Origin of the sequence: Pseudomonas sp. P135 (genome assembly GCF_020312125.1) — a bacterium.
Lineage (GTDB): Bacteria > Pseudomonadota > Gammaproteobacteria > Pseudomonadales > Pseudomonadaceae > Aquipseudomonas > Aquipseudomonas fragariae.
In genome coordinates, this window is sequence record NZ_JAGPYR010000001.1 from 466,385 (window position 1) to 491,337 (window position 24,953).

A 24,953-nucleotide genomic window follows, 5' to 3' on the forward strand; every position below is an offset into this window, starting at 1 on the left:
TTCAGGTCGAAATTAAAATTCAGGGTTGAGCGCAAGTCGAGCCTGCGGCGTTCAACGATACTGGAGAAAGACGTTCTCACGTCCGAACTGGTCACGCAGAGCTTGAATCAAGCTGTCCGCAGGATCAATCCGCCATGCTTCTCCCAATTGCAGCAATGCACGGGCGTCCTGCCCCGTGTAGTCCACCGTGATCGGACAGGCACCGCGATGGCGCTTGCACAGATCGCCCAGCCAGCGCAGCCGGTCGCCCTTGAGCGCTTCGGCACGCACCGTCACACGCAGGCTCTCGGCCAGATTGGTGCGGGCATCCTCGATACTCATGACACGCTTGGCGCGCAGGCGCAGCCCGCCGGAGAAGTCATCATTACTGACTTCGCCCTCGACCACCACCATAGCATCGGTCTGCAACAGTGACTGAGCCGAATGGAACGCTTCGGCAAACAGCGACGCCTCGATGCGCGCCGAGCGATCGTCCAGGGTAATGAACCCCATCTTGTCGCCCTTCTTGTTCTTCATGACGCGCAGGGCAATGATCAGACCTGCCACCGTCTGAGTGTCTCTTGCCGGCTTGAGATCGATGATCCGTTGCCGGGCGAACCGGCGGATCTCGCCTTCATATTCATCGATCGGATGCCCGGTCAGGTACAGCCCCAGGGTTTCCTTCTCGCCACGCAGACGATCCTTGAGGCTCAGCTCGCGGGTCTTGCGATGGTTGGCGTAGACATCGGCATCCGCTTCGACGAACAGGCCGCCGAACAGGTCCGAGTGACCACTGTCGCGACTGCGCGCCGTCTGCTCTGCTGCCTGAATGGCTTCTTCCAGTGCGGCAAGCAGCACCGAACGGTTACGGTCGATATTGGCCTGATAGGCCTTGGGCTCCAGTTCGAAGTACGGCCCGAGGCGATCCAGCGCACCGCTGCGAATCAGCCCATCCAGGGTTCGCTTGTTGACCCGCTTGAGGTCGACGCGGGCGCAGAAATCGAAAAGGTCCTTGAACGGCCCGTTCTGGCGCGCGTCGGTAATCGCCTCGACCGGCCCCTCGCCTACCCCCTTGATCGCACCGAGGCCATAAAGAATGCGGCCATCGTCGCTTACCGTGAACTTGAACTCCGAGGTGTTCACGTCCGGCGCATCGAGGCGCAGCTTCATCGTGCGCACTTCTTCGATCAAGGTCACGACCTTGTCGGTGTTGTGCATATCCGCCGACAATACCGCCGCCATGAACGGCGCCGGGTAGTGAGTCTTCAGCCAGGCAGTCTGGTACGACACCAGCCCGTAGGCCGCGGAGTGGGACTTGTTGAAACCGTAACCGGCGAACTTTTCCACCAGGTCGAAGATGTTACCGGCCAGGTCCGGGTCGATGTTATTGGTCTTGCAGCCATCGATGAAACCACCGCGCTGCTTGGCCATTTCCTCGGGCTTTTTCTTACCCATGGCACGACGCAGCATGTCCGCACCGCCAAGGGTGTAACCGGCCATGACCTGGGCGATCTGCATCACCTGTTCCTGATACAGGATGATGCCGTAGGTCGGTGCCAGTACCGGCTTGAGGCCTTCGTACTGGTAATCGACGTGCGGATAGGACAGCTCGGCGCGACCGTGTTTACGGTTGATGAAGTCGTCGACCATGCCCGATTGCAAAGGGCCGGGACGGAACAGTGCCACCAGTGCGATCAGGTCTTCCAGACAGTCGGGCTTGAGCTTTTTGATCAGCTCTTTCATACCGCGCGACTCGAGCTGGAACACTGCCGTGGTCTCGGCGCGCTGCAGCAACTGATAGGTCGGCATGTCATCGAGCGGAATGAACGCGATGTCCAGCGGTTCTTCGTTGACCTTGGCGCGGTCGCGGTTGATGGTCTTGAGTGCCCAGTCGATGATGGTCAGGGTACGCAGACCGAGGAAGTCGAACTTCACCAGCCCCGCAGCCTCGACATCGTCCTTGTCGAACTGGGTCACCAGACCGTCACCGGCCTCGTCGCAATAGATCGGCGAGAAGTCGGTCAGCTTGGTCGGGGCAATAACCACACCGCCGGCGTGCTTGCCGACGTTACGTACAATGCCTTCGAGCTTGAGCGCCATCTCCCAGATTTCTGCAGCTTCCTCATCGACCTTGAGGAAATCGCGAAGAATCTCTTCCTGCTCGTAGGCTTTTTCGAGGGTCATGCCGACCTCGAACGGGATCATCTTCGACAGACGATCAGCCAGCCCGTAAGACTTGCCCTGCACCCGCGCCACGTCACGCACCACCGCCTTGGCGGCCATGGAACCGAAGGTGATGATCTGGCTGACCGCGTTGCGACCGTACTTCTCGGCCACATATTCGATCACCCGGTCACGACCATCCATGCAGAAGTCGACGTCGAAGTCAGGCATGGAAACCCGTTCCGGGTTCAGGAAGCGTTCGAACAGCAGGTCATATTCCAGCGGGTCGAGGTCGGTGATCTTCTGCACATAGGCAACCAGCGACCCGGCACCCGAACCACGACCCGGCCCCACCGGTACGCCGTTGCTCTTGGCCCACTGGATGAAGTCCATCACGATCAGGAAGTAACCGGGGAAGCCCATCTGGATAATGATATCCAGCTCGAAATTCAGCCGGTCGACATACACCTGACGCTTGGCTTCGTAATCTTCGGTCGTGTCCTTGGGCAACAGGACTGCAAGACGCTCTTCGAGGCCGTCGAAGGAGACCTTACGGAAATACTCATCAATGGTCATGCCATCGGGAATCGGGAAGTTGGGCAAGAAGTGCGTGCCCAGCTTGACGTCGATGTTGCAGCGCTTGGCAATCTCGACGGTGTTTTCCAGCGCCTCCGGCAGATCGCTGAACAGTTCGGCCATTTCTTCCGGACTTTTCAGGTATTGCTGATCGCTGTAGTTGTGCGAGCGACGCGGGTCGTCCAGCGCACGCCCTTCACCGATGCACACACGGGTTTCGTGAGCTTCGAAATCGGCCTGTTTGACGAAGCGCACATCGTTGGTCGCCACCAGCGGTGCACCGTGACGCTCGGCCAGGGCCACAGCAGCGTGCAGATGTTCTTCGTCATTGGCGCGGTTGGTGCGCTGCACTTCGATATAGAAGCGGTCAGGAAAGACTTCCAGCCACTCGCGCAGCAGTTCGTCAGCCTCCCCCGGATTGCCGCCGAGCAAGGCCATGCCGATCTCGCCTTCCTTGGCCGCAGAAAGCGCAATCACGCCTTCACTGGCCTGCGCGACCCACTGACGCTGAATGACGATCTGACCGTTGCGCTGGCCTTCGATAAAGCCTCGGGAAATCAACTCGGTCAGGTTGCGGTAGCCCTGGGCATTCATGGCCAGCAGGCTGATGCGGCTGAGCGCGGCATCTTCGTCCCTGCCCGCCAGCCACAGGTCGACACCGCAGATCGGCTTGATGCCGGAGCCCTGGGCGGCCTTGTAGAACTTGACCAGCGAGCACATGTTGTTCTGGTCGGTCACCGCCACGGCGGGCATGTTCATGCCGGTCAGCGCCTTGATCAACGGTTTGACCCGGACCAGACCGTCAACCAGCGAATATTCGGTGTGCAGGCGTAGATGAACGAAAGAAGCCGGCATGGTGATCCTATAAAACGCGAAAATACAAAAAACGAAGGGCAGGATTGTAGCTGGCCCGGAGTGAAACGTCAGTCCTGCAGCAACCCGACTGAAGGCGAAATCGAGCCGCCCATCATTATCGTTGCGCGCGCTTCATGGGCTGCACGCACCGGAGCGAAGGAACGCCGATGAATGGGCGTCGGCCCGAGCCGGGCCAGTGCTTCCAGATGCACCGGGGTAGGATAACCCTTGTGCCCACCGATGCCATAACCCGGATAGATGAGTTCGAACGCTGCCATTTCCCGATCCCGACTCACCTTGGCAAGAATCGAGGCGGCAGCGATGGCAGGCACCTTGGAGTCACCCTTTACCACCGGCGCCGAGGGCACCGACAACTGCGGGCAGCGGTTGCCGTCGATAAGCGCCAGTCTGGGCGTGATACTCAACCCCTCAACGGCGCGCTGCATGGCCAGCATCGTGGCGTGGAGGATATTCAGCTGGTCGATCTCTTCGACTTCAGCCCTGGCAATGAACCAGCACAGGGCTTTCTCCTGAATTTCGACGTAGAGCTTTTCGCGCCTGGCTTCGGTCAGTTTCTTCGAATCATTGAGACCGAGAATGGGCCTGGTCGGGTCGAGAATGACGGCGGCGGTTACCACGGCACCGCACAGCGGGCCGCGACCCACTTCATCAACACCCGCCACCAGGTCCTCGACGAGGGTAAAATCCAGACCTGTTTGCATCATGGGCGACCTCACAGTGAAGGCGACCGTCCGAGCAGGCTCAATACCGCATCGGCGGCCTGATTGGACGCATCGCGGCGCAGGATCCGGTGAATGGCATCAAAACCGGCGGTCTGCTCGCGACCGTCGTCGATCAATGGCAGCAGCGTACGCGCCAGGGCTTCTGGCGTAGCGTCGTCCTGCAGCAGCTCAGGCACCAGCAGACGCTGGGCCAGCAGGTTCGGCAGCGACACGTAAGGGCTTTTGACCATTCGCTTGAGTATCCAGAAGGTCAGCGGCGCCAGGCGATAGGCAACTACCATGGGGCGCTTGTAAAGCAGCGCCTCCAGGGTCGCGGTGCCGGAGGCGATCAGTACCGCATCGCACGCGGCCAGAGCAACATGCGACTGGCCGTCGAGCAGCGTGACGGGCAGATCACGCCCCTGCAGCAACTGCTCCACCTGAGCCCGTCGCTGCGGGCTGGCGCAGGGCAGTACGAAGCGCAGCTCTGGGCGCCGGGCAAGCAGCCGCTCGGCCGTGTCGAAAAACAACCCGCCCAGACGCCCCACTTCACCGCCCCGGCTGCCCGGCATCAGCGCGACAACCGGCGTCTCCTGCGCCAATCCCAGGCCTGCGCGAGCACCTGCACGATCAGACTCCAGAGGGATGGTGTCTGCCAGCGGATGACCGACAAAACGCACCGGCACGCCCTGCTCTTCGTAGAAACGCGCTTCGAATGGCAACAGGGTCAGCATCAGGTCACAGCCTTCACGAATCTTCAGCACACGCTTCTGACGCCAGGCCCAGACCGACGGGCTGACATAGTGCACAGTCTTGATCCCGGCGCGACGTAGCTGAAGTTCGATATTGAGCGTAAAGTCAGGCGCGTCAATGCCGATGAAGACGTCCGGCTTTTCATTGATCAGGGTCTGGACCAACAGCTTGCGCCGGGCCAGCAGCTCGCGCAGTCGCCCGAGCACTTCAACCAGCCCCATCACCGACAGGCGCTCCATCGGGAAGGAGGACTGCATGCCTTCGGCTTCCATCAACGGACCGCCGACACCAATGAAGCGGATATCGGGATGGCGCACCTTGAGGGCACGCATCAGACCGGATCCGAGGATATCGCCGGATGCTTCACCCGCGACCAGAGCGATACAGAGTGGACTGGTCATGGTTAGCGAATGATGCCGCGGGTCGACGTCTGAATGGACTGAAGAAATACGGCCACTTCAGGAAACTGCGCCGCAGGCTCTGCCAGATCGGCCAGCGCCTGACCGATGGTCAGCCCCTGGCGATAAACTGTCTTGTAGGCTCTGCGCAGCGCATGAATGGCTTCTTCGGAGAAACCGCGGCGGCGCATGCCCTCGAAGTTCATGCTGCGCGCCTCGGCCGGGTTGCCAAAGACCGTGACGAACGCCGGTACATCCTTGCCGATCGCAGTGCCCATGCCGGAGAAGCTGTGCGCACCGATGTGGCAGAACTGATGGACCAGGGTAAAGCCGGACAGGATCGCCCAGTCATCCACGTGCACGTGACCTGCCAGGGCGGTGTTGTTGACCAGAATCACGTGGTTGCCGATCACGCTGTCATGCCCGATATGGGCATAGGCCATGATCAGGTTGTGATCGCCCAGCGTGGTTTCGGCACGGTCCTGGACGGTCCCGCGGTGAATGGTCACGCCTTCGCGGATCACGTTGTGATCGCCGATGACAAGACGGGTTTCCTCGCCCTTGTATTTCAGATCAGGCGTGTCCTCACCCACCGATGAAAACTGGTAGATGCGGTTGTGCTTGCCGATTCTGGTTGGCCCCTTGAGGACAACGTGAGGACCGACGACTGTACCCTCGCCAATTTCCACACCGGGTCCGATGATCGACCAGGGGCCGACCTCAACATTGTCGGCCAGAACGGCCGTCGGATCGATGATTGCGCGAGGGTCAATCAAACTCATAGTTTGCGTTCCGCACAAATGATTTCGGCAGAGCAGACTGCCTTGCCATCAACGGTAGCCTTGCATTCGAACTTCCAGATCTGACGCTTGCTGCTCAGGAATTTCGCCTCGAGAACCAGTTGGTCGCCCGGCAGAACCGGCTGACGGAAACGCAGTTTGTCCGAACCGACGAAATAATAGAGCGTACCGTCCGACGGCTTGGAATCGAGCATCTTGAACGCGAGGATACCGGCAGCCTGTGCCATCGCTTCGATGATCAGCACGCCCGGCATGATGGGATGCTCAGGGAAGTGACCGTTGAAAAAAGGCTCATTGACGCTGACATTCTTGTAGGCGCGAATGTTCTTGTTCTCGATATCCAGCTCGGTCACGCGATCCACCAGCAGGAACGGGTAACGATGAGGCAGGTATTCGCGAATTTCTTTGATGTCCATCATTTCGAGGGGAAGCCTGTAGTAAAGATTAGGAGTGCGTCGCGACTGCGCAGCACCCCTCTACATCAAGGAGGCAGTTTATCGACTGAGCACGCTTGATATTAAAAAGGTATCAGCCATCAGATGAGCGATTATCAGCGCAGGTCACCGTCTCTATGGCCTTTTCAAGCTTTTGCAGACGTCGCGCCATATCATCGATTTTGCGCAGACGAGCTGCACTCTTGCGCCACTCGGCGGCCGGCTGCATGGCCGTACCGGACGAGTACGAACCCGGCTCGGTGATGGAATGCGTCACCATCGTCATGCCGGTGATGAAAACGCCATCACAAATCTCGATATGCCCCACCAGACCGACACCTCCAGCCAGCATGCAATGCTTGCCGATTTTGGTGCTTCCGGAAATGCCGACACACGCAGCCATCGCCGTGTGGTCGCCAATCTGAACGTTATGAGCAATCTGAATCTGGTTATCCAGTTTCACGCCATTGCCGATGCGTGTGTCAGCCAGTGCACCGCGATCGATCGCCGTATTGACGCCGATCTCGACGTCGTCACCCAGGGTGACGCCACCGATTTGTGCGATTTTCTGCCAGACACCCTTCTCGCTGGCAAAGCCGAAGCCTTCGCCGCCCAACACTGCACCCGACTGAATCACCACACGCTTGCCGATGCGCACATCGTGATAAAGCGTCACACGCGGTGCCAGCCAGCCGCCTTCACCGATTTCACAACGAGCGCCGATGAAGCAGTGAGCACCGATGGTGACACCTGCTGCAATGCGCACACCGCTCTCGATCACAGCAAAAGCGCCAACGCTGGCAGCAGGATCAATGAATGCATCCTCGGCAATCACTGCCGTCGGATGAACGCCGGCTACGCTTTTGGGCTTGGGGTCGAACAAATGCGAAATGCGGGCATAAGCCAGATAAGGATCCGGGACCAATAGCGCATCCCCGGCGTAGCTGTCGGCATCTGCGGGCTTGAGCAGCACGGCAGCAGCCTGGGCATCGGCCAGGAATTGACGGTATTTGGATTTTGCCAGGAAACTGATTTGACCAGGGCCGGCCTCTTGTAAAGAGGCCAGCCCGGTGATGTCCTTGTCCTTGTCGCCACGTAACGTGGCACCAAGGAACTCGGCCAACTGGCCGAGCTTGATGGTTATGCTCATGGTTACTTCAGCTGGTTCATGCGCTCGATGACCTGGCGAGTCACGTCATACTGTGGCTTGACGTCGATCACCGCACCTCGCTCGAAGACCAGGTCGAAACCACCTTTCTTGATGACTTCTTCTACAGCCTGATCCAGCTTGGGCTTCAACTGCTTGAGCATTTCACGGTCAGCAACGGCCTTGGCTTCGTTCAGCTCCTTGGACTGGAACTGGAAATCACGAGCCTTTTGCTTGAACTCAAGCTCCAGACGCTCGCGCTCAGGCTGAGCCATCTTGTCGCCACCGCTGACCAGACGATCCTGAATACCCTTGGCGCTGCTTTCCAGGCTTTTCAGCTTGGTCAGTTGCGGGCCGAACTTCTTCTCGGCGTCCACTGCGTAACGCTTGGCAGCGTCCGATTCCAGCAGGGCCATCTGATAGTTAAGTACCGCAATTTTCATGTCGGCGAATGCAGGGCTGGCGACCAGTACGGTGGCCAGCATTACCAGTTGAGTCAACTTACGCACAATACAACTCCTACAAAATTCGTTGCGTTATCAAAGATCAGACGCTTAGAAGGTCTGACCCAGGGAGAATTGGAAAACCTGAGTTTCGGCTTCGTCGTCCGGCTTCTTGATCGGCATCGCCAGCGCGAAGCTCAACGGGCCGAGTGCTGTGATCCAGGTGACGCCGATACCCACAGAGCTGGCCATGCCGGAAAGGTCGATGTTGTTGCACTCTACGGTCTTGTTGCTGGCAGTGGTCTTTTTCGAGTCACAATTGGTGTCGAACACGTTACCCACGTCCCAGAAAACAGACGTACGCAGCGAGCGCTGATCCTTGACGAATGGCAGCGGGAACATGACTTCTACGCCACCCTGAACCAGAGCGTTGCCACCGAACGGCAGTGGATCCTGGTCCGGATCGGCTATCGTTCCAGGCTTGCCACCTGGATTGCCCTCTCCGCGGCTTGGCGTACTGCGCGGACCAAGGGTGCTGTCCTTGAAGCCACGTACCGAGTTGAAGCCACCGGCGTAGTAGTTCTCGTAGAACGGCAGACCCGAGGTCGAACCATAGCCGTCGCCATAACCCAGCTCGGTGTGCAGGCGCAGAGTGTAGTTATCAGTGATCGGGTGGAAGTACTGAGCACGGTAATCCAGCTTGAAGAACGACAGGTCGCTACCCGGCAAGGTGGATTCGAACACCAGACTTTGCGAGTGACCACGGGTCGCCAGAACACCCTTGTTCAGAGTCGATTCAGACCAGCCAACCGAGCCCTTGAAGTTCAGGTACTTGTCGCCTTCCTTCTCGACGAAGTCGAAAATCTCGTCAACGGTGTACTTGCCGGTCTTGATTTCGTCCTGCTGCACGGTCAGACCGTAGGTCAGGCGCGAAGTCTCGCTGATCGGGTAGCCAAGGTTGATACCGGCACCCAGGCTGTCAACCGCATAGCTTGCAACATCAACGTCGAGGTCATCGTAGTTGGTGGTGCGATAGAACGCGCTGTAACCCAGGCTGACACCGTCCGGCGTGTAGTACGGATCGACGTAGCTGAAGTTGTAACGGCTCTGGTATTCGCTGCGGGTCAGGCCGATGCTGACCTTGTTACCGGTACCCAGGAAGTTGTTCTGGCTGATCGAACCACCAAGGATCAGACCGGCGCTTTGCGCAAAGCCGACGCTGGCGGTGATCGAACCGGACGCCTGCTCTTCAACGGCGTAGTTCACATCGACCTGATCGTCGGTGCCAGGAACAGGTGGCGTTTCGACGTTGACTTCCTTGAAGAAGCCCAGACGGTCCAGACGGGTTTTCGACTGGTCGATCAGGTAGGTCGATGCCCAGCCGCCTTCCATCTGGCGCATTTCGCGACGCAGCACTTCGTCTTCCGACTTGGTGTTGCCGCGGTAGTTGATACGGTTGACGTAGGCACGCTTGCCCGGGTCGACGACGAAGGTGATATCGACCGTGTGGTCTTCGTTGTTCGGTGTCGGCACGCCGTTGACGTTGGCGAAGGTATAGCCTTCGTTACCCAGACGGCGGGTGATCAGTTCGGACGTCGTGGTCATGACCTTGCGCGAGAACACCTGGCCCGGCTGCACCAGCAACAGGGATTTGACCTGATCTTCAGGGACCTTCAGGTCACCGCTGAGCTTGACCGACTTGACGCTGTACTTCTCGCCTTCATTGATGTTGACGGTGATGTACACGTTCTTCTTGTCGGGCGTGATCGACACCTGGGTCGAGGCGATATCCATGTTGATATAGCCGCGATCGAGGTAGTACGAACGCAGGCGCTCAAGGTCACCCGACAGCTTTTCACGGGCGTACTTGTCGTCATTCTTGAAGAACGACAGCCAGTTGCTGGTCTTGAGCTCGAACAGGTCGGTCAGGTCTTCGTCGGAGAAGACCTTGTTACCCACCACGTTGATGTGCTGAATGGAGGCTACGGTGCCTTCATTGATGTTGATCTTCAGGCCTACGCGGTTGCGCGGCTGAGGAACAACCTCGGCGTCAACCTCGGCAGAGTAACGGCCCTGGGCAACGTATTGACGTTGCAGCTCGTTACGCACGCCTTCGAGGGTGGCACGCTGGAAAATCTCACCTTCGGCCAGACCGGACTGTTTCAGCCCCTTCATCAGGTCCTCGGTGGAAATGGCCTTGTTACCCTCGATTTCGATACTCGCAACCGAAGGGCGCTCGACGACGTTGATGACGAGCACGTTGCCGTCGCGACCCAGCTGGATATCTTGAAAGAAACCGGTTTTAAACAGCGAACGGGTAGCATCGACCAAACGACCATCGTCCGCCTGCTCGCCTACGTTCAGCGGCAGTGCGCCAAAGACACTGCCGGCGGAAACCCGCTGCAGGCCGTTGACACGGATATCGGAGATGGTGAAGGACTCGGCGTGAACTTCAGCGATCATCAGTGCGGAAAGAACCGCAGTTAGCAGCAGACGTTTCATGAAGTCCTTTCTTATTCCAACTGGCAATAAACAAACTGCCGCAAAATGCGGCAGATTCGCAACTCGGCAACGCTTTACAGTCGGCCCAGATCGTTGACCAGCGCGAGCAACATTACGCCCACTACCAGACTGATACCGATCTGCGCCCCCCAACCTTGAACCTTTTCCGAAAGGGGACGACCACGCGCCCACTCGATCAGATAAAACAGCAAATGCCCCCCGTCCAGGACGGGAATGGGCAGCAGATTCAGAACACCCAGGCTAATACTCAGATAAGCGAGGAAGTTCAGAAAATCTCCGATGCCCGACTGGGCCGAAGCGCCCGCCACTTTAGCAATGGTTATCGGTCCACTCAAGTTTTTTACCGAGAGCTCGCCGAACAACATTTTCTTCAGCGAGTCCAGGGTCAGCACACTCATGTTCCAGGTGCGCTTCACACCCTCGGCCATCGCCGCGAAAGGCCCGTAGCTGACCTCGCGCAGCATTTCCGGTGGCCAATCGACAGCTTTCACACCAGCCCCCAGGTAACCCGCGGCAGCCTTGCCCTCGCCCTTGGCCGCCAGGGTCACCGGCACGTCCATTTGCACCCCGTCGCGCTCGATGCGCAGCGAAATCTTCGCTTCGGGACGCTCGCGGACCCGATCGACAACCTGTTGCCACTCATCGAGCGGCTGACCGTCCATCGCAACGAGACGATCACCCGTTTTGAGCCCTGCGCTCTGCGCCGGACCTTTCGGATCGATTTCCGCCAGCACCGGCAACAGCGCCGGACGCCACGGGCGAATACCCAGCGACTTGATCGGATCAGGCTCTTCTGCGCCTCTCAGCCAGTCACTCAGTACCAACTGACGAGACGTGTCGACCGTAGAACCCTGGTCCCTGACTTTCAACGCGATGGTACCGCTTTCACCCAGACGGCGGACCAGTTGCAGATTGACCCCGGCCCAACCCGAAGTAGGCTCGCCATCGACAGCAACGATTTCCTGTCCGGCCGTCAGGCCAGCCTGCTGGGCGATGCTTCCGGACTCGACTGCGCCGATAACGGGGCGCACCTGCTCGCTGCCCATCATCGCCAGCACCCAGAAAAATGCGATGGCCAGGATGAAATTGGCAGTCGGGCCGGCAATCACGATCGCGATGCGCTGCCCTACTGTCTTGCGGTTGAACGACTGGTCAGCGAGTTCGGGCGGAACATTGCCTTCGCGCTCGTCGAGCATCTTCACATAGCCGCCCAGAGGAATGGCAGCGACGACGTACTCGGTGCCCTGCCGGTCATGCCAGCGCAGCAGAGGCGTGCCGAAGCCTACCGAGAAACGCAGCACCTTGACGCCACAGCGGCGCGCCACCCAGAAGTGGCCGAATTCGTGGAAGGTCACCAGCACACCCAGAGCAATCAGGGTGCCGAGAATCATGTATAAAGCGCTCATCAGCCTTCTCCGGGTACCGACTGGTCGGCCAGTGTGTTAATCATTGCAGGCCTCCAGGCCCGCCGTTGACGCACCACATCAACCCTTTCACTCACATCCTGACGGGTTGTCAGATCGCTATCGCCCGTGTCTTTCAAGCCATTGGCCCGCCAGCAAACGCGCTTTTGCATCGGCGGCGAACACCGCTTCGAGCCCTTCGACCGCGGTGACAGGCTCATGATCCAGAACCTCTTCGATAATACCGGCGATTTCCAGGTAGCGGATACGCCCATCGAGGAATGCCGCGACGGCCACTTCATTGGCCGCGTTGAGCATGGCAGGTGCACTGCCTCCAGCCTCTGCCGCCTGTCGGGCCAGCCGCAGGCAAGGGAATCGCTCCTCGTCCGGCGCCTGAAAATCAAGCTGACCGATACGAAACAGGTCCAGTGGCGCAACGCCAGAGTCTACACGCGCAGGCCATGCCAATGCATTGGCGATGGGCGTACGCATGTCGGGATTGCCCAATTGAGCCAGCACCGAGCCATCGACATAATCGACCAGCGAGTGAATCACGCTTTGCGGGTGAATGACCACCTCGACCTGATCCGGCCGCGCATCGAACAGCCAGCAGGCTTCGATCAGCTCAAGCCCCTTGTTCATCATGGTTGCCGAATCGACGGAGATCTTGCGCCCCATCGACCAGACCGGATGGGCACAGGCCTGCTCCGGCGTGACATTCTGCAACTGCTCCAGCGGCGTTTCGCGAAACGGCCCGCCCGAGGCAGTCAACATGATCCGCCGGACGCCAACGGCACCCAGCCCGCGAGCGAAATCGCCGGGCAGGCACTGGAAGATCGCATTGTGCTCGCTGTCTATGGGCAACAGCACAGCGCCATTTTGCCGAACAGCCTGCATGAACAGGGCGCCGGACATGACCAGCGCTTCCTTGTTGGCCAGCAATACTTTCTTGCCCGCCTCTACCGCAGCCAAGGTCGGGCGCAAGCCGGCAGCCCCGACAATGGCGGCCATGACTGCATCGACCCGAGGGTCTGCGGCCACTTCGCACAGACCGCCCTCGCCGACCAGCACCCGGGTATCGAGCCCGGCCGCTGCCAGGTCGTCCTGCAGTTTGCGAGCGACCACCTGATCCGGCACTACGGCGTACTGCGGTGTGTGCCTGATGCACAAGGCCAGCAATTCATCCAGACGACTGTAACCGGTGAGCGCGAACACTTGATAAAGCGCTGGATGACGGGCGACCACATCCAGAGTGCTCAGCCCTATGGAACCGGTTGCGCCCAGAATGGTGATTTGTTGCGGACCACTCACATGACACCCCAGTCAGCGGCCCAGAGCAGAACGGCAAATACCGGAATGGCCGCCGTCAGGCTGTCGATGCGGTCCAGTACTCCGCCGTGTCCAGGCAGCAGATTGCTGCTGTCCTTGACCCCGGACTGGCGCTTGAACATGCTTTCGGTCAGGTCGCCAATCACCGAGATGAATACGATCACCGCCGCACCAAAGAGCGCCGCGATGAACTGCGCAACCGTCCAGTCGCGGGAAAAACCTACTGCTGCGGTGATGCCCAGACTGACCACCAGACCGCCATATACGCCCTCCCAGCTCTTGCCAGGGCTCACCTTGGGCGCCAGCTTGCGCTTGCCAAAAGCCTTGCCGGAAAAATAAGCGCCGATGTCGGCGGCCCAGACCAGCACCATCACCGACAGAATCAGCCAGTTACCCAGTGGCCACTGCTTGATCAGGACCAGACCCTGCCATGCAGGCAGCAGAATCAGAAGGCCGATGACCAGCTTGCACGCTGCACTTGCCCAGTGACTGCTGGAGTCCGGATAGGTAAGGACCAGAAAGGTCGCCACACCCCACCAGATGACGGCAGCAACCAGCACCCAGGGCTCCAGCCCTGGCAGCAGGTACATGAGGAAAAGCAGAACAGCGACCACAGCCGCATAGCCGATACGCATCGACTGCGCGGCAAAACCTGCGAGCCGCGCCCATTCCCAGGCACCCAGAACGACGACCACCCCGATGAACAGGGCGAAGTACATGCCGGTCAGCAGGAAAAACCCGCACAAGGCGATCGGCAACAGAATGAGTGCCGTGATGATCCGTTGTTTCAGCATTAAGCCCGGGCTCCAGCTTCTACCTGTTCGCTGGTTTTACCGAAGCGACGTTGGCGAGAAGCGAAATCTGCCAGCGCGGCGCGCATGGCATCGTGTTTGAAGTCCGGCCAGAACAGGTCGGAGAAGTACAGCTCGGCGTAGGCCAGCTGCCAAAGCAGAAAATTGCTGATGCGGTGTTCGCCGCCGGTGCGGATGCACAGATCCGGCAACGGCAGGTCGCCGGTGGCCAGGCAGGTCTGCAACAACTGGGGAGTAATGTCCTCCGGCTGCAAGTGCCCGGCCTGAACCTCACGCGCCAGCCGCTGGGCAGCCTGCGCGATGTCCCACTGCCCACCGTAGTTGGCAGCGATCTGCAGCACGAAACGGCTGTTGCCGGAGGTGCGCACTTCCGCCTCGCGCATGGCAGCCTGAAGCTCAGGATGAAAGCGTGAGCGGTCGCCGATAATTCGCAGGCTGATCTCGTTTTCGTTCAGGCGCTTGGTTTCACGGCGCAGCGCCGTGAAAAACAGCTCCATCAACGCACCCACCTCTTCGGCCGGGCGCTGCCAGTTTTCACTGGAGAACGCGAACAGTGTCAGCACTTCGACCCGCGCTTCGGCGCAGACCTCGATAACGGCCCGCACGGCATCGACGCCGGCCTTATGGCCTGCAACGCCTGGCAGCAGGCGCTTCTTGGCCCAGCGATTATTACCATCCATGATAATCGCGACATGGCGCGGCACCGAAGACGGCACGGCCGGTTTTATCTTTTCCATGAAAGCGTCCGAAACCTTAAACAGCCATCAGATCGGCTTCTTTCTGCTTGACCGCAACTTCGATTTCCGCCACGAACTTGTCAGTCAGCTTCTGTACGTCGTCAGCCGCACGGCGCTCTTCGTCTTCGCTGATTTCCTTCTCCTTGACCAGGTCTTTCAACTGGCTCAAGGCGTCACGGCGGATGTTACGGACGGCCACACGGGCATCTTCTGCAGCATCGCGCGCCTGCTTGGTGAAGCCCTTGCGGGTTTCTTCGGTCAGCGCCGGCATGGAGATCAGCAGCAACTCACCCAGGTTGGTCGGATTGAAGCCCAGACCGGAGCTCTGGATGGCCTTGTCGACAGCCGCCAGCATGTTGCGCTCGAACGCCACGACCTGAAGGGTACGCGAGTCCTTGACGGTCACGTTGGCCACCTGGCTCAGCGGGGTATCGGCGCCGTAGTAAGGAACCATCACACCGCCCAGGATGCTCGGATGCGCCTTGCCGGTACGGATACGGGTGAAGGCATGGGTCAGCGACTCCAGACTCTTCTGCATACGGGTCTGAGCATCTTTCTTGATTTCGTTGATCATTATTGTGCTTCCTCGATCAGGGTCCCTTCAGCGCCACCATGGACGATATTCAGAAGGGCACCCGGCTTGTTCATGTTGAAGACGCGCAATGGCATCTTGTGATCGCGACACAGGCAGATTGCGGTCAGATCCATCACACCCAGCTTGCGATCCAGCACTTCATCGTAGGTCAGATGATCGAACTTCTCGGCATTCGGGTCCTTGAACGGATCTGCGGTGTACACACCATCCACCTTGGTGGCCTTGAGCACTACATCGGCGTCGATCTCGATCGCGCGCAGGCAGGCAGCCGAATCGGTGGTAAAGAACGGATTACCGGTGCCGGCGGCAAAAATCACCACTTCCTTGGCGCTGAGATGGCGCATGGCCTTACGGCGATCATAATGATCGGTCACACCCACCATGGAAATGGCCGACATCACGATGGCAGTGATATTAGCGCGCTCCAGCGCATCGCGCATTGCCAGGGCGTTCATCACAGTGGCCAGCATGCCCATGTGATCGCCTGTCACCCGATCCATGCCCGCAGCACTCAAGGCCGCGCCACGGAACAGGTTGCCGCCGCCAATCACCAGACCGACCTGAACGCCGATACCGACCAGCTGGCCGACTTCCAGCGCCATGCGATCCAGCACCTTCGGGTCGATGCCGAACTCTTCCGAGCCCATGAGGGCCTCACCGCTAAGCTTGAGTAGAATGCGTTTATAGCGAGCCTGATAACCACTGCCCTGCTGAGCCATTGCGAATCTCTCCTGCGGCGTTTTCTGAAAAAAATCTGTGCGGGCTATTTCAAGCCTGCGCTTACTTTAGCTTGACGCTTTGCGCGCGTCGGGAGAATGCAGCCTTGTGAGCACAATCTCCAAGGAAAATTTCCTTTTCCCTTTCGACAAAGAGGCCGCACGCGTGAGCGGGCAGCCTCTTTGGGGCGACAGTTGAAAAACCGTCTTACTGCTTGGCGGCAGCCAGTTGAGCAGCCACTTCGTCAGCGAAGTTATCAACTGGCTTCTCGATGCCGTCGCCTACTTTGAAGTAGGTGAAGGAAACGATTTCAGCGCCGGCTTTCTTGGCCAGATCACCGACCTTGACTTCCGGGTTCTTGACGAAGGCTTGCTCGACCAGACTGGCTTCTGCCAGGAACTTGGTGATACGACCGCCAACCATTTTTTCAACGATTTCAGCTGGCTTGCCTTTGATCTTGTCTTCGTTCAGTTGCAGGAAGACATTCTTCTCGCGCTCGATCGCTTCGGCAGAAACTTCCGAAGGGAACAGGAACTCGGGGTTGCTTGCCGCGACGTGCATGGCGATATCCTTGGCCAGCTCGACATCGCCACCTTTAAGGGTAACAACCACGCCGATCTTGTTGCCGTGCAGGTAAGTACCTACGACGTCACCTTCGATACGCTTCAAGCGACGGATGTTGACGTTTTCGCCAACCTTGCCGACCAGTACCAGACGTGCAGCTTCCTGAGCTTCGATCAACGGAGCGACATCAGTCAGCTTGTCAGCGAAGGCTTTTTCGACGCTTGCAGCAACGAAAGCCTTGAAGTCGTCCTGCAGGGCCAGGAAGTCGGTCTGCGAGTTGACTTCGATGATGACAGCAGCCTTGCCGTCGTCCTTGATGGCGATAGCGCCTTCAGCAGCCACGTTGCCTGCTTTCTTGGCGGCCTTGATGGCGCCGGAAGCACGCATGTCGTCGATTGCTTTTTCGATGTCGCCGCCAGCCTTGGTCAAGGCCTTTTTGCAATCCATCATGCCTTCGCCGGTACGCTCGCGCAGTTCTTTGACCAACGCTGCAGTAATCTCTGCCATTTCAAAATCCTCTTGGATAGGTCTTCAACCATTCCACCCGACAGGCCGGGCGTGCAATTCTTGAAAAATCAGGGTGGCAGCAACACATGACAGCAAGGTCATGGCTACAGACCGACAAATCATTTCCTAGGTGGCAAAAAGGGGGCTAAGCCCCCTTTTCGCGTACTGAGTAAACGCCAGGCGTTTGTACTCAGCCTTCTACAGCAGCTGCAGCTGGAGCTTCTTCGACAAAGACGTCGGTGCCGCCAGCAACATTGTTACGACCACGGATAACAGCATCAGCCATCGAACCCATGTACAGCTGGATGGCGCGGATTGCGTCATCGTTGCCAGGGATGATGTAGTCAACGCCTTCCGGGCTGCTGTTGGTATCGACGACGCCGATAACCGGGATGCCCAGCTTGTTGGCTTCGGTGATCGCGATGCGCTCGTGATCAACGTCGATAACGAACAGAGCGTCCGGCAGACCGCCCATGTCCTTGATACCACCCAGGCTGCGATCCAGTTTTTCCAGATCACGGGTACGCATCAGGGCTTCTTTCTTGGTCAGCTTGGCGAAAGTACCGTCTTCAGCCTGTACTTCCAGCTCGCGCAGACGCTTGATCGACTGACGGATGGTCTTGAAGTTGGTCAGCATGCCGCCCAACCAGCGATGGTCGACGTACGGCGAACCGCAACGTGCTGCTTCTTCAGCAACGATCTTGCCAGCGGAACGCTTGGTGCCGACGAACAGAATCTTGTTTTTGCCCGAAGCCAGGCGCTCAACGAAAGTCAGCGCTTCGTTGAACATAGGCAGGGTTTTTTCAAGGTTGATGATGTGAATCTTGTTACGCGCGCCGAAAATGTATTTACCCATTTTCGGATTCCAGTAACGGGTCTGGTGACCGAAGTGGCAACCAGCCTTCAGCATATCGCGCATATTGACTTGGGACATAAATAGTTCCTTGATAAGTCGGGTTAGGCCTCCACGTATCCCAATGACCAACCAATGGCATCTGCCAAGGGCACCCAGGTCATCGTGTCGACACGTGTGTGGGTTTGTGCTTCAAGGACGGACCTTGGAAAGCGGCGCATTTTATATCATAAAAGGGAAGAGAACGGAACTCCCATCAAGTGCTTGTTTTGCGGTGACTTTGCAGTTGCATGGACGGCCTATAGAAGGAAGCGATGATTACCCGGCACCGGTGGTCTGATAGAATTGCGCCTTTGCGCACCCACCGCGTGCCTGCCACGCCGAGAGAATTCGTATGACCATCACCCTCAAAACCCCGGAAGACATCGAGAAGATGCGCATCGCCGGTCGCCTGGCCGCCGATGTTCTGGAAATGATAGCGCCGTACGTCAAGCCCGGTGTGACCACCGAAGAGCTGGACCGCCTTTGCCATGACTATATTGTCAACGAACAGAAGGCGATCCCGGCCCCGCTGAACTACAAGGGCTTTCCCAAATCGATCTGCACCTCGATCAACCAGGTGGTCTGCCACGGTATCCCGAGCGACAAGAAGCTGAAGGACGGTGACTCGCTGAACATCGACGTTACCGTCATCAAGGACGGCTACCATGGCGACACCAGCAGGATGTTCCATGTCGGCACCGTTCCGGTATGGGCCGAGCGCCTGTCGAAGGTAACTCAGGAGTGCCTGTACAAGGCCATCGAAATCGTCAAACCCGGCACTCGCCTGGGTGACATCGGTGCCGTCATCCAGAAACACGCTGAAAAGAACGGCTTCTCCGTGGTTCGTGAGTTCTGCGGCCATGGCATCGGCAAGGTGTTTCATGAAGAGCCGCAGGTGATGCACTTTGGCGAGGCCGGAACCGGTATCGAGTTGCAGGAAGGCATGACCTTCACCATCGAACCGATGATCAACCAGGGTCGCCCTGAAACCAAGATTCTCGGCGATGGCTGGACGGCGATCACCAAGGACCGCAAGCTCTCGGCGCAATGGGAGCACACGCTGCTGGTGACCGCTGACGGTTACGAAATCTTCACCTTGCGCAGCGATGACACCATTGCCCAAAAGGCTCCCTGACCCGATCATGCCCGGCTGAACGCCCGCCCGTCACTTGCACAGCCCGACACGAGGAATACTGCTCAATGCCGCAAGTAGATCCAGACTTGTTCGATCGAGGCCAGTTCCAGGCCGAACTGGCCTTGAAAGCCAGCCCCATCGCTGCGTTCAAGAAGGCCATCCGCCGAGCGAGAGACGTCCTTGATGAGCGCTTCAGGTCGGGCCGTGACATTCGACGACTGATCGAGGACCGGGCATGGTTTGTCGATAACATCCTGCAAAAGGCCTGGGATCAGTTCGAATGGAGTGAAGACGCCGATATCGCGCTTCTGGCAGTGGGTGGCTACGGGCGCGGCGAGCTGCATCCTTACTCGGACATCGATCTGCTGATCCTGCTGGACAGCGATGACCACGAAGTTTTCCGCGAGCCTATCGAGCGGTTTCTGACCCTGCTGTGGGACATCGGCCTGGAAGTCGGACAAAGCGTACGCTCGGTCAACGAGTGCGCACAGGAAGGCCGCGCCGACCTGACCGTGATCACCAATCTGATGGAAAGTCGCACCATCGCCGGCCCCGAACACCTGCGCCAGCGCATGCTGGAGGTCACCAGCACCGAGCATATGTGGCCGAGCAAGGAGTTTTTCCTCGCCAAACACGCGGAACAGAAAAAACGCCACCACAAGTACAACGACACCGAATACAACCTGGAACCCAACGTCAAGGGCTCTCCGGGTGGCCTGCGCGATATTCAGACCATCCTCTGGGTCGCGCGGCGTCAGTACGGCACGCTGAACCTGCACGCACTGGCAGGCGAAGGCTTCCTGCTGGGCAGCGAAAACGCCCTGCTCGCCTCCTCCCAAGAGTTTTTGTGGAAAGTGCGTTACGCGCTGCACATGCTGGCCGGACGCTCCGAGGACCGGCTTCTGTTCGATTATCAGGTACGCATCGCCGGGTTGCTGGGCTATGAAGACAATGATGCCAAGCTGGCCATAGAGCGCTTCATGCAGAAGTACTACCGGGTGGTCATGAGCATCGCCGAACTCAGCGATCTGATCATCCAGCATTTCGAAGAAGTGATTCTTTCCGACGACAGCGGCACACCACAGCCGATCAATTCACGCTTTCAGCTGCACGATGGCTATATAGAAGCCACCCACCCGAACGTCTTCAAGCGCACCCCGTTTGCCATGATCGAAATCTTCGTGCTCATGGCCCAGCATCCGGAAATAAAGGGTGTACGTGCCGATACCATTCGCTTGCTGCGTGAACATCGGCACCTGATCAACGATGACTTCCGCAACGATATTCGTAACACCAGCCTGTTCATCGAGTTGTTCAAGTGCGAAATCGGTATCCACCGCAACCTGCGGCGGATGAACCGCTACGGCATTCTCGGCCTGTACCTGCCGGAGTTCGGCCATATCGTCGGCCAGATGCAACATGACCTGTTTCACATTTATACCGTCGATGCGCACACGCTGAATCTGATCAAGCACCTGCGCAAGCTGCAGTACACCGAAGTGTCCGAGAAATTTCCGCTGGCCAGCAAGATCATGGGCCGCCTGCCCAAGCCGGAGCTGATTTACCTGGCCGGGCTTTATCACGACATCGGCAAGGGTCGTGGCGGTGATCACTCGGAGCTGGGCGCCATCGATGCGCAGGCGTTCGGTGCGCGCCATCATCTGCCTGCCTGGGACATCCGGCTTATTGTCTGGCTGGTGAGCAACCACCTGGTGATGTCGACCACCGCCCAGCGCAAGGACCTTTCCGATCCGCAGGTCATCCACGACTTTGCCCAGTTCGTGGGCGACGAAGTGCATCTGGATTATCTGTATGTGCTGACCGTCGCCGACATCAACGCGACCAATCCGACGCTCTGGAACTCATGGCGCGCCAGCCTGTTGCGTCAGCTGTACACCGAGACCAAGCGGGCCTTGCGCCGCGGCCTGGAAAACCCGGTCGACCGCGAAGAACAGATTCGCCGCACACAGACTGCCGCACTGGATATTCTGGTACGCAACGGCACCGATCCTGATGACGTCGAGCAACTCTGGTCAGCACTGGGCGATGATTACTTCCTGCGCCACACCGCCGGCGACGTGGCCTGGCATAGCGATGCGATTCTGCAGCAACCAGCCGACGGCGGTCCGCTGGTGCTGATCAAGGAAACCACGCAGCGTGAATTCGAGGGCGGCACGCAGATCTTCATTTACGCCCCGGATCAGCATGACTTCTTCGCGGTTACCGTGGCGGCGATGGACCAGCTGAACCTGAACATTCACGACGCACGCATTATTACTTCCAGCAGCAAATTCACACTCGACACCTACATCGTCCTCGACCATGAGGGCGGTTCGATCGGCAACAACCCGGAGCGCATTCAGGACATCCGCGAAGGCCTGACCGAAGCCCTGCGCAACCCGGATGATTACCCGACAATCATCAAGCGCCGCGTGCCACGTCAGCTCAAGCACTTTGCCTTCGCACCGCAAGTCACCATTCATAACGACGCCCAGCGTCCGGTGACGGTACTCGAGTTGCTGGCACCGGACCGTCCAGGCCTGCTGGCGCGCATCGGCAAGATCTTCCTGGAGTTCGACCTGTCCCTGCAGAACGCCAAGATTGCAACGCTGGGCGAGCGCGTGGAAGACGTGTTCTTCATCACCGACGCCAACAATCACCCGCTGTCCGATCCACAACTGTGCCGCCAGTTGCAGGATGCGATCGTCAAGCAACTGAGCGTCAACTCAGAGCCGGGCAACGATTTGCGGATCAGCATATGAATACTCGGCCATACGAATCGACTCAACGCAGCTCATTGAGGAACACGTTCCATGAATAACGCCATGCAACTGCTTCAGCCTTACCCTTTCGAGAAGCTGCGCGCCTTGCTGGCCGGCGTGACACCCAACCCGGAAAAGCGTCCGGTAGCACTGTCCATCGGCGAACCGAAGCACCGCTCTCCCGATTTCGTTGCCAAAGCACTGGCAGACAACCTCGATCAGATGGCGGTTTACCCGACCACGCTGGGTATTCCTGCGCTGCGCGAAGCCATTGCCGGCTGGTGCAGCCGTCGATTCGGCGTGCCACAGGGCTGGATCGATCCGGCGCGCAATGTATTACCGGTCAACGGCACGCGCGAAGCGCTGTTCGCCTTCACCCAGACCGTAGTCAATCGCAGTGATGACGGCCTGGTGATCAGCCCGAATCCGTTTTACCAGATCTATGAAGGCGCCGCGTTTCTGGCCGGAGCCCAACCGCACTACCTGCCCTGCCTGAGCGATAACGGGTTCAATCCCGATTTCGATGCCGTCAGCCCGGACATCTGGAAGCGTTGCCAGATCCTCTTTCTGTGCTCACCAGGCAACCCGACCGGGGCGCTGATTCCGGTTGAAACCCTGAAAAAGCTCATCGCCCTGGCCGACGAACATGACTTTGTCATTGCTGCGGACGAGTGCTACAGCGAGCTGTACTTCGATGAGCAGACCCCGCCGCCGGGCCTGCTCAGCGCCTGCGTCGAGCTGGGCCGCGAGGATTTCAAACGCTGCGTGGTCTTCCACAGCCTGTCCAAGCGCTCCAATCTGCCGGGCCTGCGCTCAGGTTTTGTGGCGGGTGACGCCCAGATCCTCAAGGCCTTCCTGCTGTATCGCACCTATCACGGCTGCGCCATGCCGGTTCAGACTCAACTGGCCAGCATCGCCGCCTGGAATGATGAGGAGCACGTACGCGCCAACCGTGATCTGTACCGGGAAAAGTTCGCTGCGGTGCTCGACATCCTGACCCCGGTGCTCGACGTTCAGCGCCCGGACGGCGGCTTTTACCTGTGGCCGAACGTCGGTACCGATGACGCTGCATTTTGCCGCGATCTGTTCGTCGATCAGCACGTCACTGCAGTACCGGGCTCGTACCTTTCCCGCGAAGTGGATGGCGTTAACCCTGGCGCAGGCCGGGTGCGTCTTGCGCTCGTGGCCCCGTTGGCCGAATGCATCGAAGCGGCCGAACGTATCCGCGCATTCCTGAGCAAGTAAAAGCTGAATCCAAAAAAATCGTCCCGCCGCATGCAATGTGCGGCGGGGTAATTAGTTACCACCTCCCGCCCCCTGCGTGAACGTACCCTCACCCTTCATTTTTAATGCTTCCAGACACGAAGCGAACTACCATGAAGGCCACTCCCATGACCGCACCCGCTGTTACCCAAGGCGTAAAACTGCCCGCATCCTGCTGCATGCGCAGCGCTGGAAATCACCAGGCTTCGTATGATGCAGCGATTCGCGAAAACCCCGCCAACGCGCCGATCCCCCCTGCTTACCCATCGGAAACCGGCGCCGACACCAGCCAGTCAGGTCGCCAGGCGCGCCTGCTGGTTTCGTTCAGCAAATACTGGGCTCGCGGGCGAACCCTGAAAGTTCTTTTTTTGAAGAATCCTCCTGCCAGCCTGACAGCACCCATCGTCGAGGCCGCCCGCAAGTGGCTGCCGCACATAAACCTGAAATTCGAGTTCGTGACGGACGGGGCGAGTGATATCCGAATTGGCTTCAATGAACACCTGAACTGGAGCGCCATAGGCACCGATACCCTGCTGGCCGGACCTGATGAGGCTACGATGGAGTTCAACCTCAAAGAGCTGTACACGGCGGACCTGAAGCCGATGCCGGAATTGACGCGCATCGTACTGCATGAATTCGGGCACGCCTTGGGCGCGGTTCACGAGCATCAGCATCCGCAGGCAAACATCCCCTGGAACGAGCCGCTCTTGCGCTCACTGCTTTCGCAAACCGGGTTGAGTGACGAAGAGATCAATACCAATTTTTTCGACAGGTACGAGGCCGCAGACTTCCACCACTCGGCTTACGACCGTGATTCGGTCATGCATTTCGATATCCCCAACGGCCTGACCCTCGGCGACTTCGAGATCATCAATGTGGGCAAGACACTCAGCAGCAATGACATCGCCGTGATGGGCGCTATCTACGCGGACCGTGGCAACTCGAAATTTGAAACGCTCTGACGGAGAGCGTCCTGACACGTGTTGATCATGCGGCAATCAACAGCGCGCCATACGTCCCCAACGTGTGGCGTGACCGCCCGAAAAAGTGCTGACTACTGTCGGGTCCGCAGCTTTTCAGCCACCCAGCCGACTGCCCAGCTGACGGGGTCATGAGACTGCATGGGCAGCAACGGCTTTCCTTCACGGGCAGCCAGCCGGCCCTGAGCTTCGGCTTCACCGTGAATCCAGATGGTACTTTGCTTGAATCCCTCGGCACGTTGACGCTCCCTGTAATAACGTTGCCGGACAAGCGCATCCTGACGCTTCTTCTCTTGCTCAGACATAACGCACCCAAACTTCAAATGAAGGGTAATAATTGCCCGCAGCGGCCAGCCACTCAAGCATGAGCGGGTGAAGTTTTCTTAATGATGGTTAGCCTTATTATCTAGTTTTCGTTCAGTCACCGTACCGGCGCTGTCACGACACTGAACGGACTGACG

The 24,953-nt window shown here is 58.6% G+C and carries 21 protein-coding genes; 4 read left to right on the forward strand and 17 right to left on the reverse strand.

Annotation, left to right across the window (positions count from 1 at the left end):
* Positions 1-51: 51 nt before the first annotated feature.
* From dnaE to rpsB, 16 genes are all read right to left on the reverse strand, one after another.
* Positions 52-3,573 carry a DNA polymerase III subunit alpha gene (dnaE, locus tag KBY08_RS02045; RefSeq protein ID WP_024659884.1) on the reverse strand — a complete coding sequence of 1,174 codons (3,522 nt, stop codon included), beginning with the start codon at positions 3,571-3,573 and terminating at the stop codon, positions 52-54.
* A gap of 68 nt (positions 3,574-3,641) precedes the next feature.
* Complete coding sequence (rnhB, locus tag KBY08_RS02050; protein ID WP_024639907.1) at positions 3,642-4,295, reverse strand: ribonuclease HII; 654 nt, start codon at positions 4,293-4,295, stop codon at positions 3,642-3,644.
* An 11-nt stretch (positions 4,296-4,306) separates the two neighbouring features.
* Positions 4,307-5,449 (reverse strand): lipid-A-disaccharide synthase, encoded by a 1,143-nt coding sequence (gene lpxB / locus KBY08_RS02055; protein WP_024651769.1) that lies wholly within the window; start codon positions 5,447-5,449, stop codon positions 4,307-4,309.
* A 2-nt stretch (positions 5,450-5,451) separates the two neighbouring features.
* Entirely contained in the window at positions 5,452-6,228 is a 777-nt protein-coding gene (gene lpxA, locus KBY08_RS02060; protein ID WP_003314305.1) for an acyl-ACP--UDP-N-acetylglucosamine O-acyltransferase, read from the reverse strand.
* Positions 6,225-6,665, reverse strand: a complete 441-nt coding sequence (gene fabZ, locus KBY08_RS02065) for a 3-hydroxyacyl-ACP dehydratase FabZ (RefSeq protein WP_002554719.1) — start codon at positions 6,663-6,665, stop codon at positions 6,225-6,227. The genes lpxA and fabZ overlap by 4 nt, the downstream gene beginning before the upstream one ends.
* 109 nt (positions 6,666-6,774) lie before the next feature.
* Positions 6,775-7,830, reverse strand: coding sequence for a UDP-3-O-(3-hydroxymyristoyl)glucosamine N-acyltransferase (gene lpxD / locus KBY08_RS02070; protein ID WP_111522028.1), 1,056 nt, complete (start codon positions 7,828-7,830; stop codon positions 6,775-6,777).
* Positions 7,831-7,832: 2 nt separating this feature from the next.
* A complete protein-coding gene (locus KBY08_RS02075; RefSeq protein ID WP_003314303.1) occupies positions 7,833-8,336 on the reverse strand; it encodes an OmpH family outer membrane protein in 504 nt (167 codons plus the stop codon).
* 45 nt (positions 8,337-8,381) lie between these two features.
* Positions 8,382-10,772, reverse strand: a complete 2,391-nt coding sequence (gene bamA, locus KBY08_RS02080; protein WP_096135100.1) for an outer membrane protein assembly factor BamA — start codon at positions 10,770-10,772, stop codon at positions 8,382-8,384.
* 74 nt (positions 10,773-10,846) lie between these two features.
* Positions 10,847-12,199: a sigma E protease regulator RseP gene (gene rseP / locus KBY08_RS02085; protein ID WP_004406254.1), complete on the reverse strand. Its 1,353-nt coding sequence runs from the start codon at positions 12,197-12,199 to the stop codon at positions 10,847-10,849.
* 117 nt (positions 12,200-12,316) lie between these two features.
* Positions 12,317-13,507 carry a 1-deoxy-D-xylulose-5-phosphate reductoisomerase gene (gene ispC / locus KBY08_RS02090; RefSeq protein WP_004406255.1) on the reverse strand — a complete coding sequence of 397 codons (1,191 nt, stop codon included), beginning with the start codon at positions 13,505-13,507 and terminating at the stop codon, positions 12,317-12,319.
* Positions 13,504-14,319, reverse strand: coding sequence for a phosphatidate cytidylyltransferase (locus tag KBY08_RS02095; protein WP_003415535.1), 816 nt, complete (start codon positions 14,317-14,319; stop codon positions 13,504-13,506). The genes ispC and KBY08_RS02095 overlap by 4 nt, the downstream gene beginning before the upstream one ends.
* On the reverse strand, positions 14,319-15,074 hold the full coding sequence (gene uppS, locus KBY08_RS02100) for a polyprenyl diphosphate synthase (protein WP_003314296.1): 756 nt from the start codon (positions 15,072-15,074) through the stop codon (positions 14,319-14,321). Before uppS ends, KBY08_RS02095 begins: the two co-directional genes overlap by 1 nt.
* Positions 15,075-15,090: 16 nt before the next feature.
* Positions 15,091-15,648, reverse strand: a complete 558-nt coding sequence (frr, locus tag KBY08_RS02105; RefSeq protein WP_004657953.1) for a ribosome recycling factor — start codon at positions 15,646-15,648, stop codon at positions 15,091-15,093.
* The gene (gene pyrH / locus KBY08_RS02110) at positions 15,648-16,388 is read right to left on the reverse strand and encodes a UMP kinase (protein WP_003339591.1); all 741 of its coding nucleotides are present in this window, start codon (positions 16,386-16,388) and stop codon (positions 15,648-15,650) included. The genes frr and pyrH overlap by 1 nt, the downstream gene beginning before the upstream one ends.
* Before the next feature lie 205 nt (positions 16,389-16,593).
* Complete coding sequence (tsf, locus tag KBY08_RS02115; protein WP_003415531.1) at positions 16,594-17,457, reverse strand: translation elongation factor Ts; 864 nt, start codon at positions 17,455-17,457, stop codon at positions 16,594-16,596.
* 190 nt (positions 17,458-17,647) lie between these two features.
* Complete coding sequence (gene rpsB, locus KBY08_RS02120; protein WP_003314293.1) at positions 17,648-18,391, reverse strand: 30S ribosomal protein S2; 744 nt, start codon at positions 18,389-18,391, stop codon at positions 17,648-17,650.
* A 313-nt stretch (positions 18,392-18,704) separates the two neighbouring features.
* Between rpsB and map the strand changes: the two genes are divergently transcribed.
* From map to KBY08_RS02140, 4 genes are all read left to right on the forward strand, one after another.
* Positions 18,705-19,487: a type I methionyl aminopeptidase gene (map, locus tag KBY08_RS02125; RefSeq protein WP_011266973.1), complete on the forward strand. Its 783-nt coding sequence runs from the start codon at positions 18,705-18,707 to the stop codon at positions 19,485-19,487.
* Between the two features lie 65 nt (positions 19,488-19,552).
* Positions 19,553-22,249 carry a [protein-PII] uridylyltransferase gene (locus tag KBY08_RS02130; RefSeq protein ID WP_058822131.1) on the forward strand — a complete coding sequence of 899 codons (2,697 nt, stop codon included), beginning with the start codon at positions 19,553-19,555 and terminating at the stop codon, positions 22,247-22,249.
* A 51-nt stretch (positions 22,250-22,300) separates the two neighbouring features.
* Positions 22,301-23,494: a succinyldiaminopimelate transaminase gene (gene dapC / locus KBY08_RS02135; RefSeq protein ID WP_004406264.1), complete on the forward strand. Its 1,194-nt coding sequence runs from the start codon at positions 22,301-22,303 to the stop codon at positions 23,492-23,494.
* A gap of 131 nt (positions 23,495-23,625) precedes the next feature.
* Positions 23,626-24,474 (forward strand): matrixin family metalloprotease, encoded by an 849-nt coding sequence (locus tag KBY08_RS02140; RefSeq protein ID WP_024641458.1) that lies wholly within the window; start codon positions 23,626-23,628, stop codon positions 24,472-24,474.
* Positions 24,475-24,566: 92 nt separating this feature from the next.
* On the opposite strand, the gene KBY08_RS02145 is transcribed toward KBY08_RS02140, so the two are convergent.
* The gene (locus tag KBY08_RS02145) at positions 24,567-24,797 is read right to left on the reverse strand and encodes a hypothetical protein (protein WP_024639899.1); all 231 of its coding nucleotides are present in this window, start codon (positions 24,795-24,797) and stop codon (positions 24,567-24,569) included.
* Between the last annotated feature and the right edge of the window lie 156 nt (positions 24,798-24,953).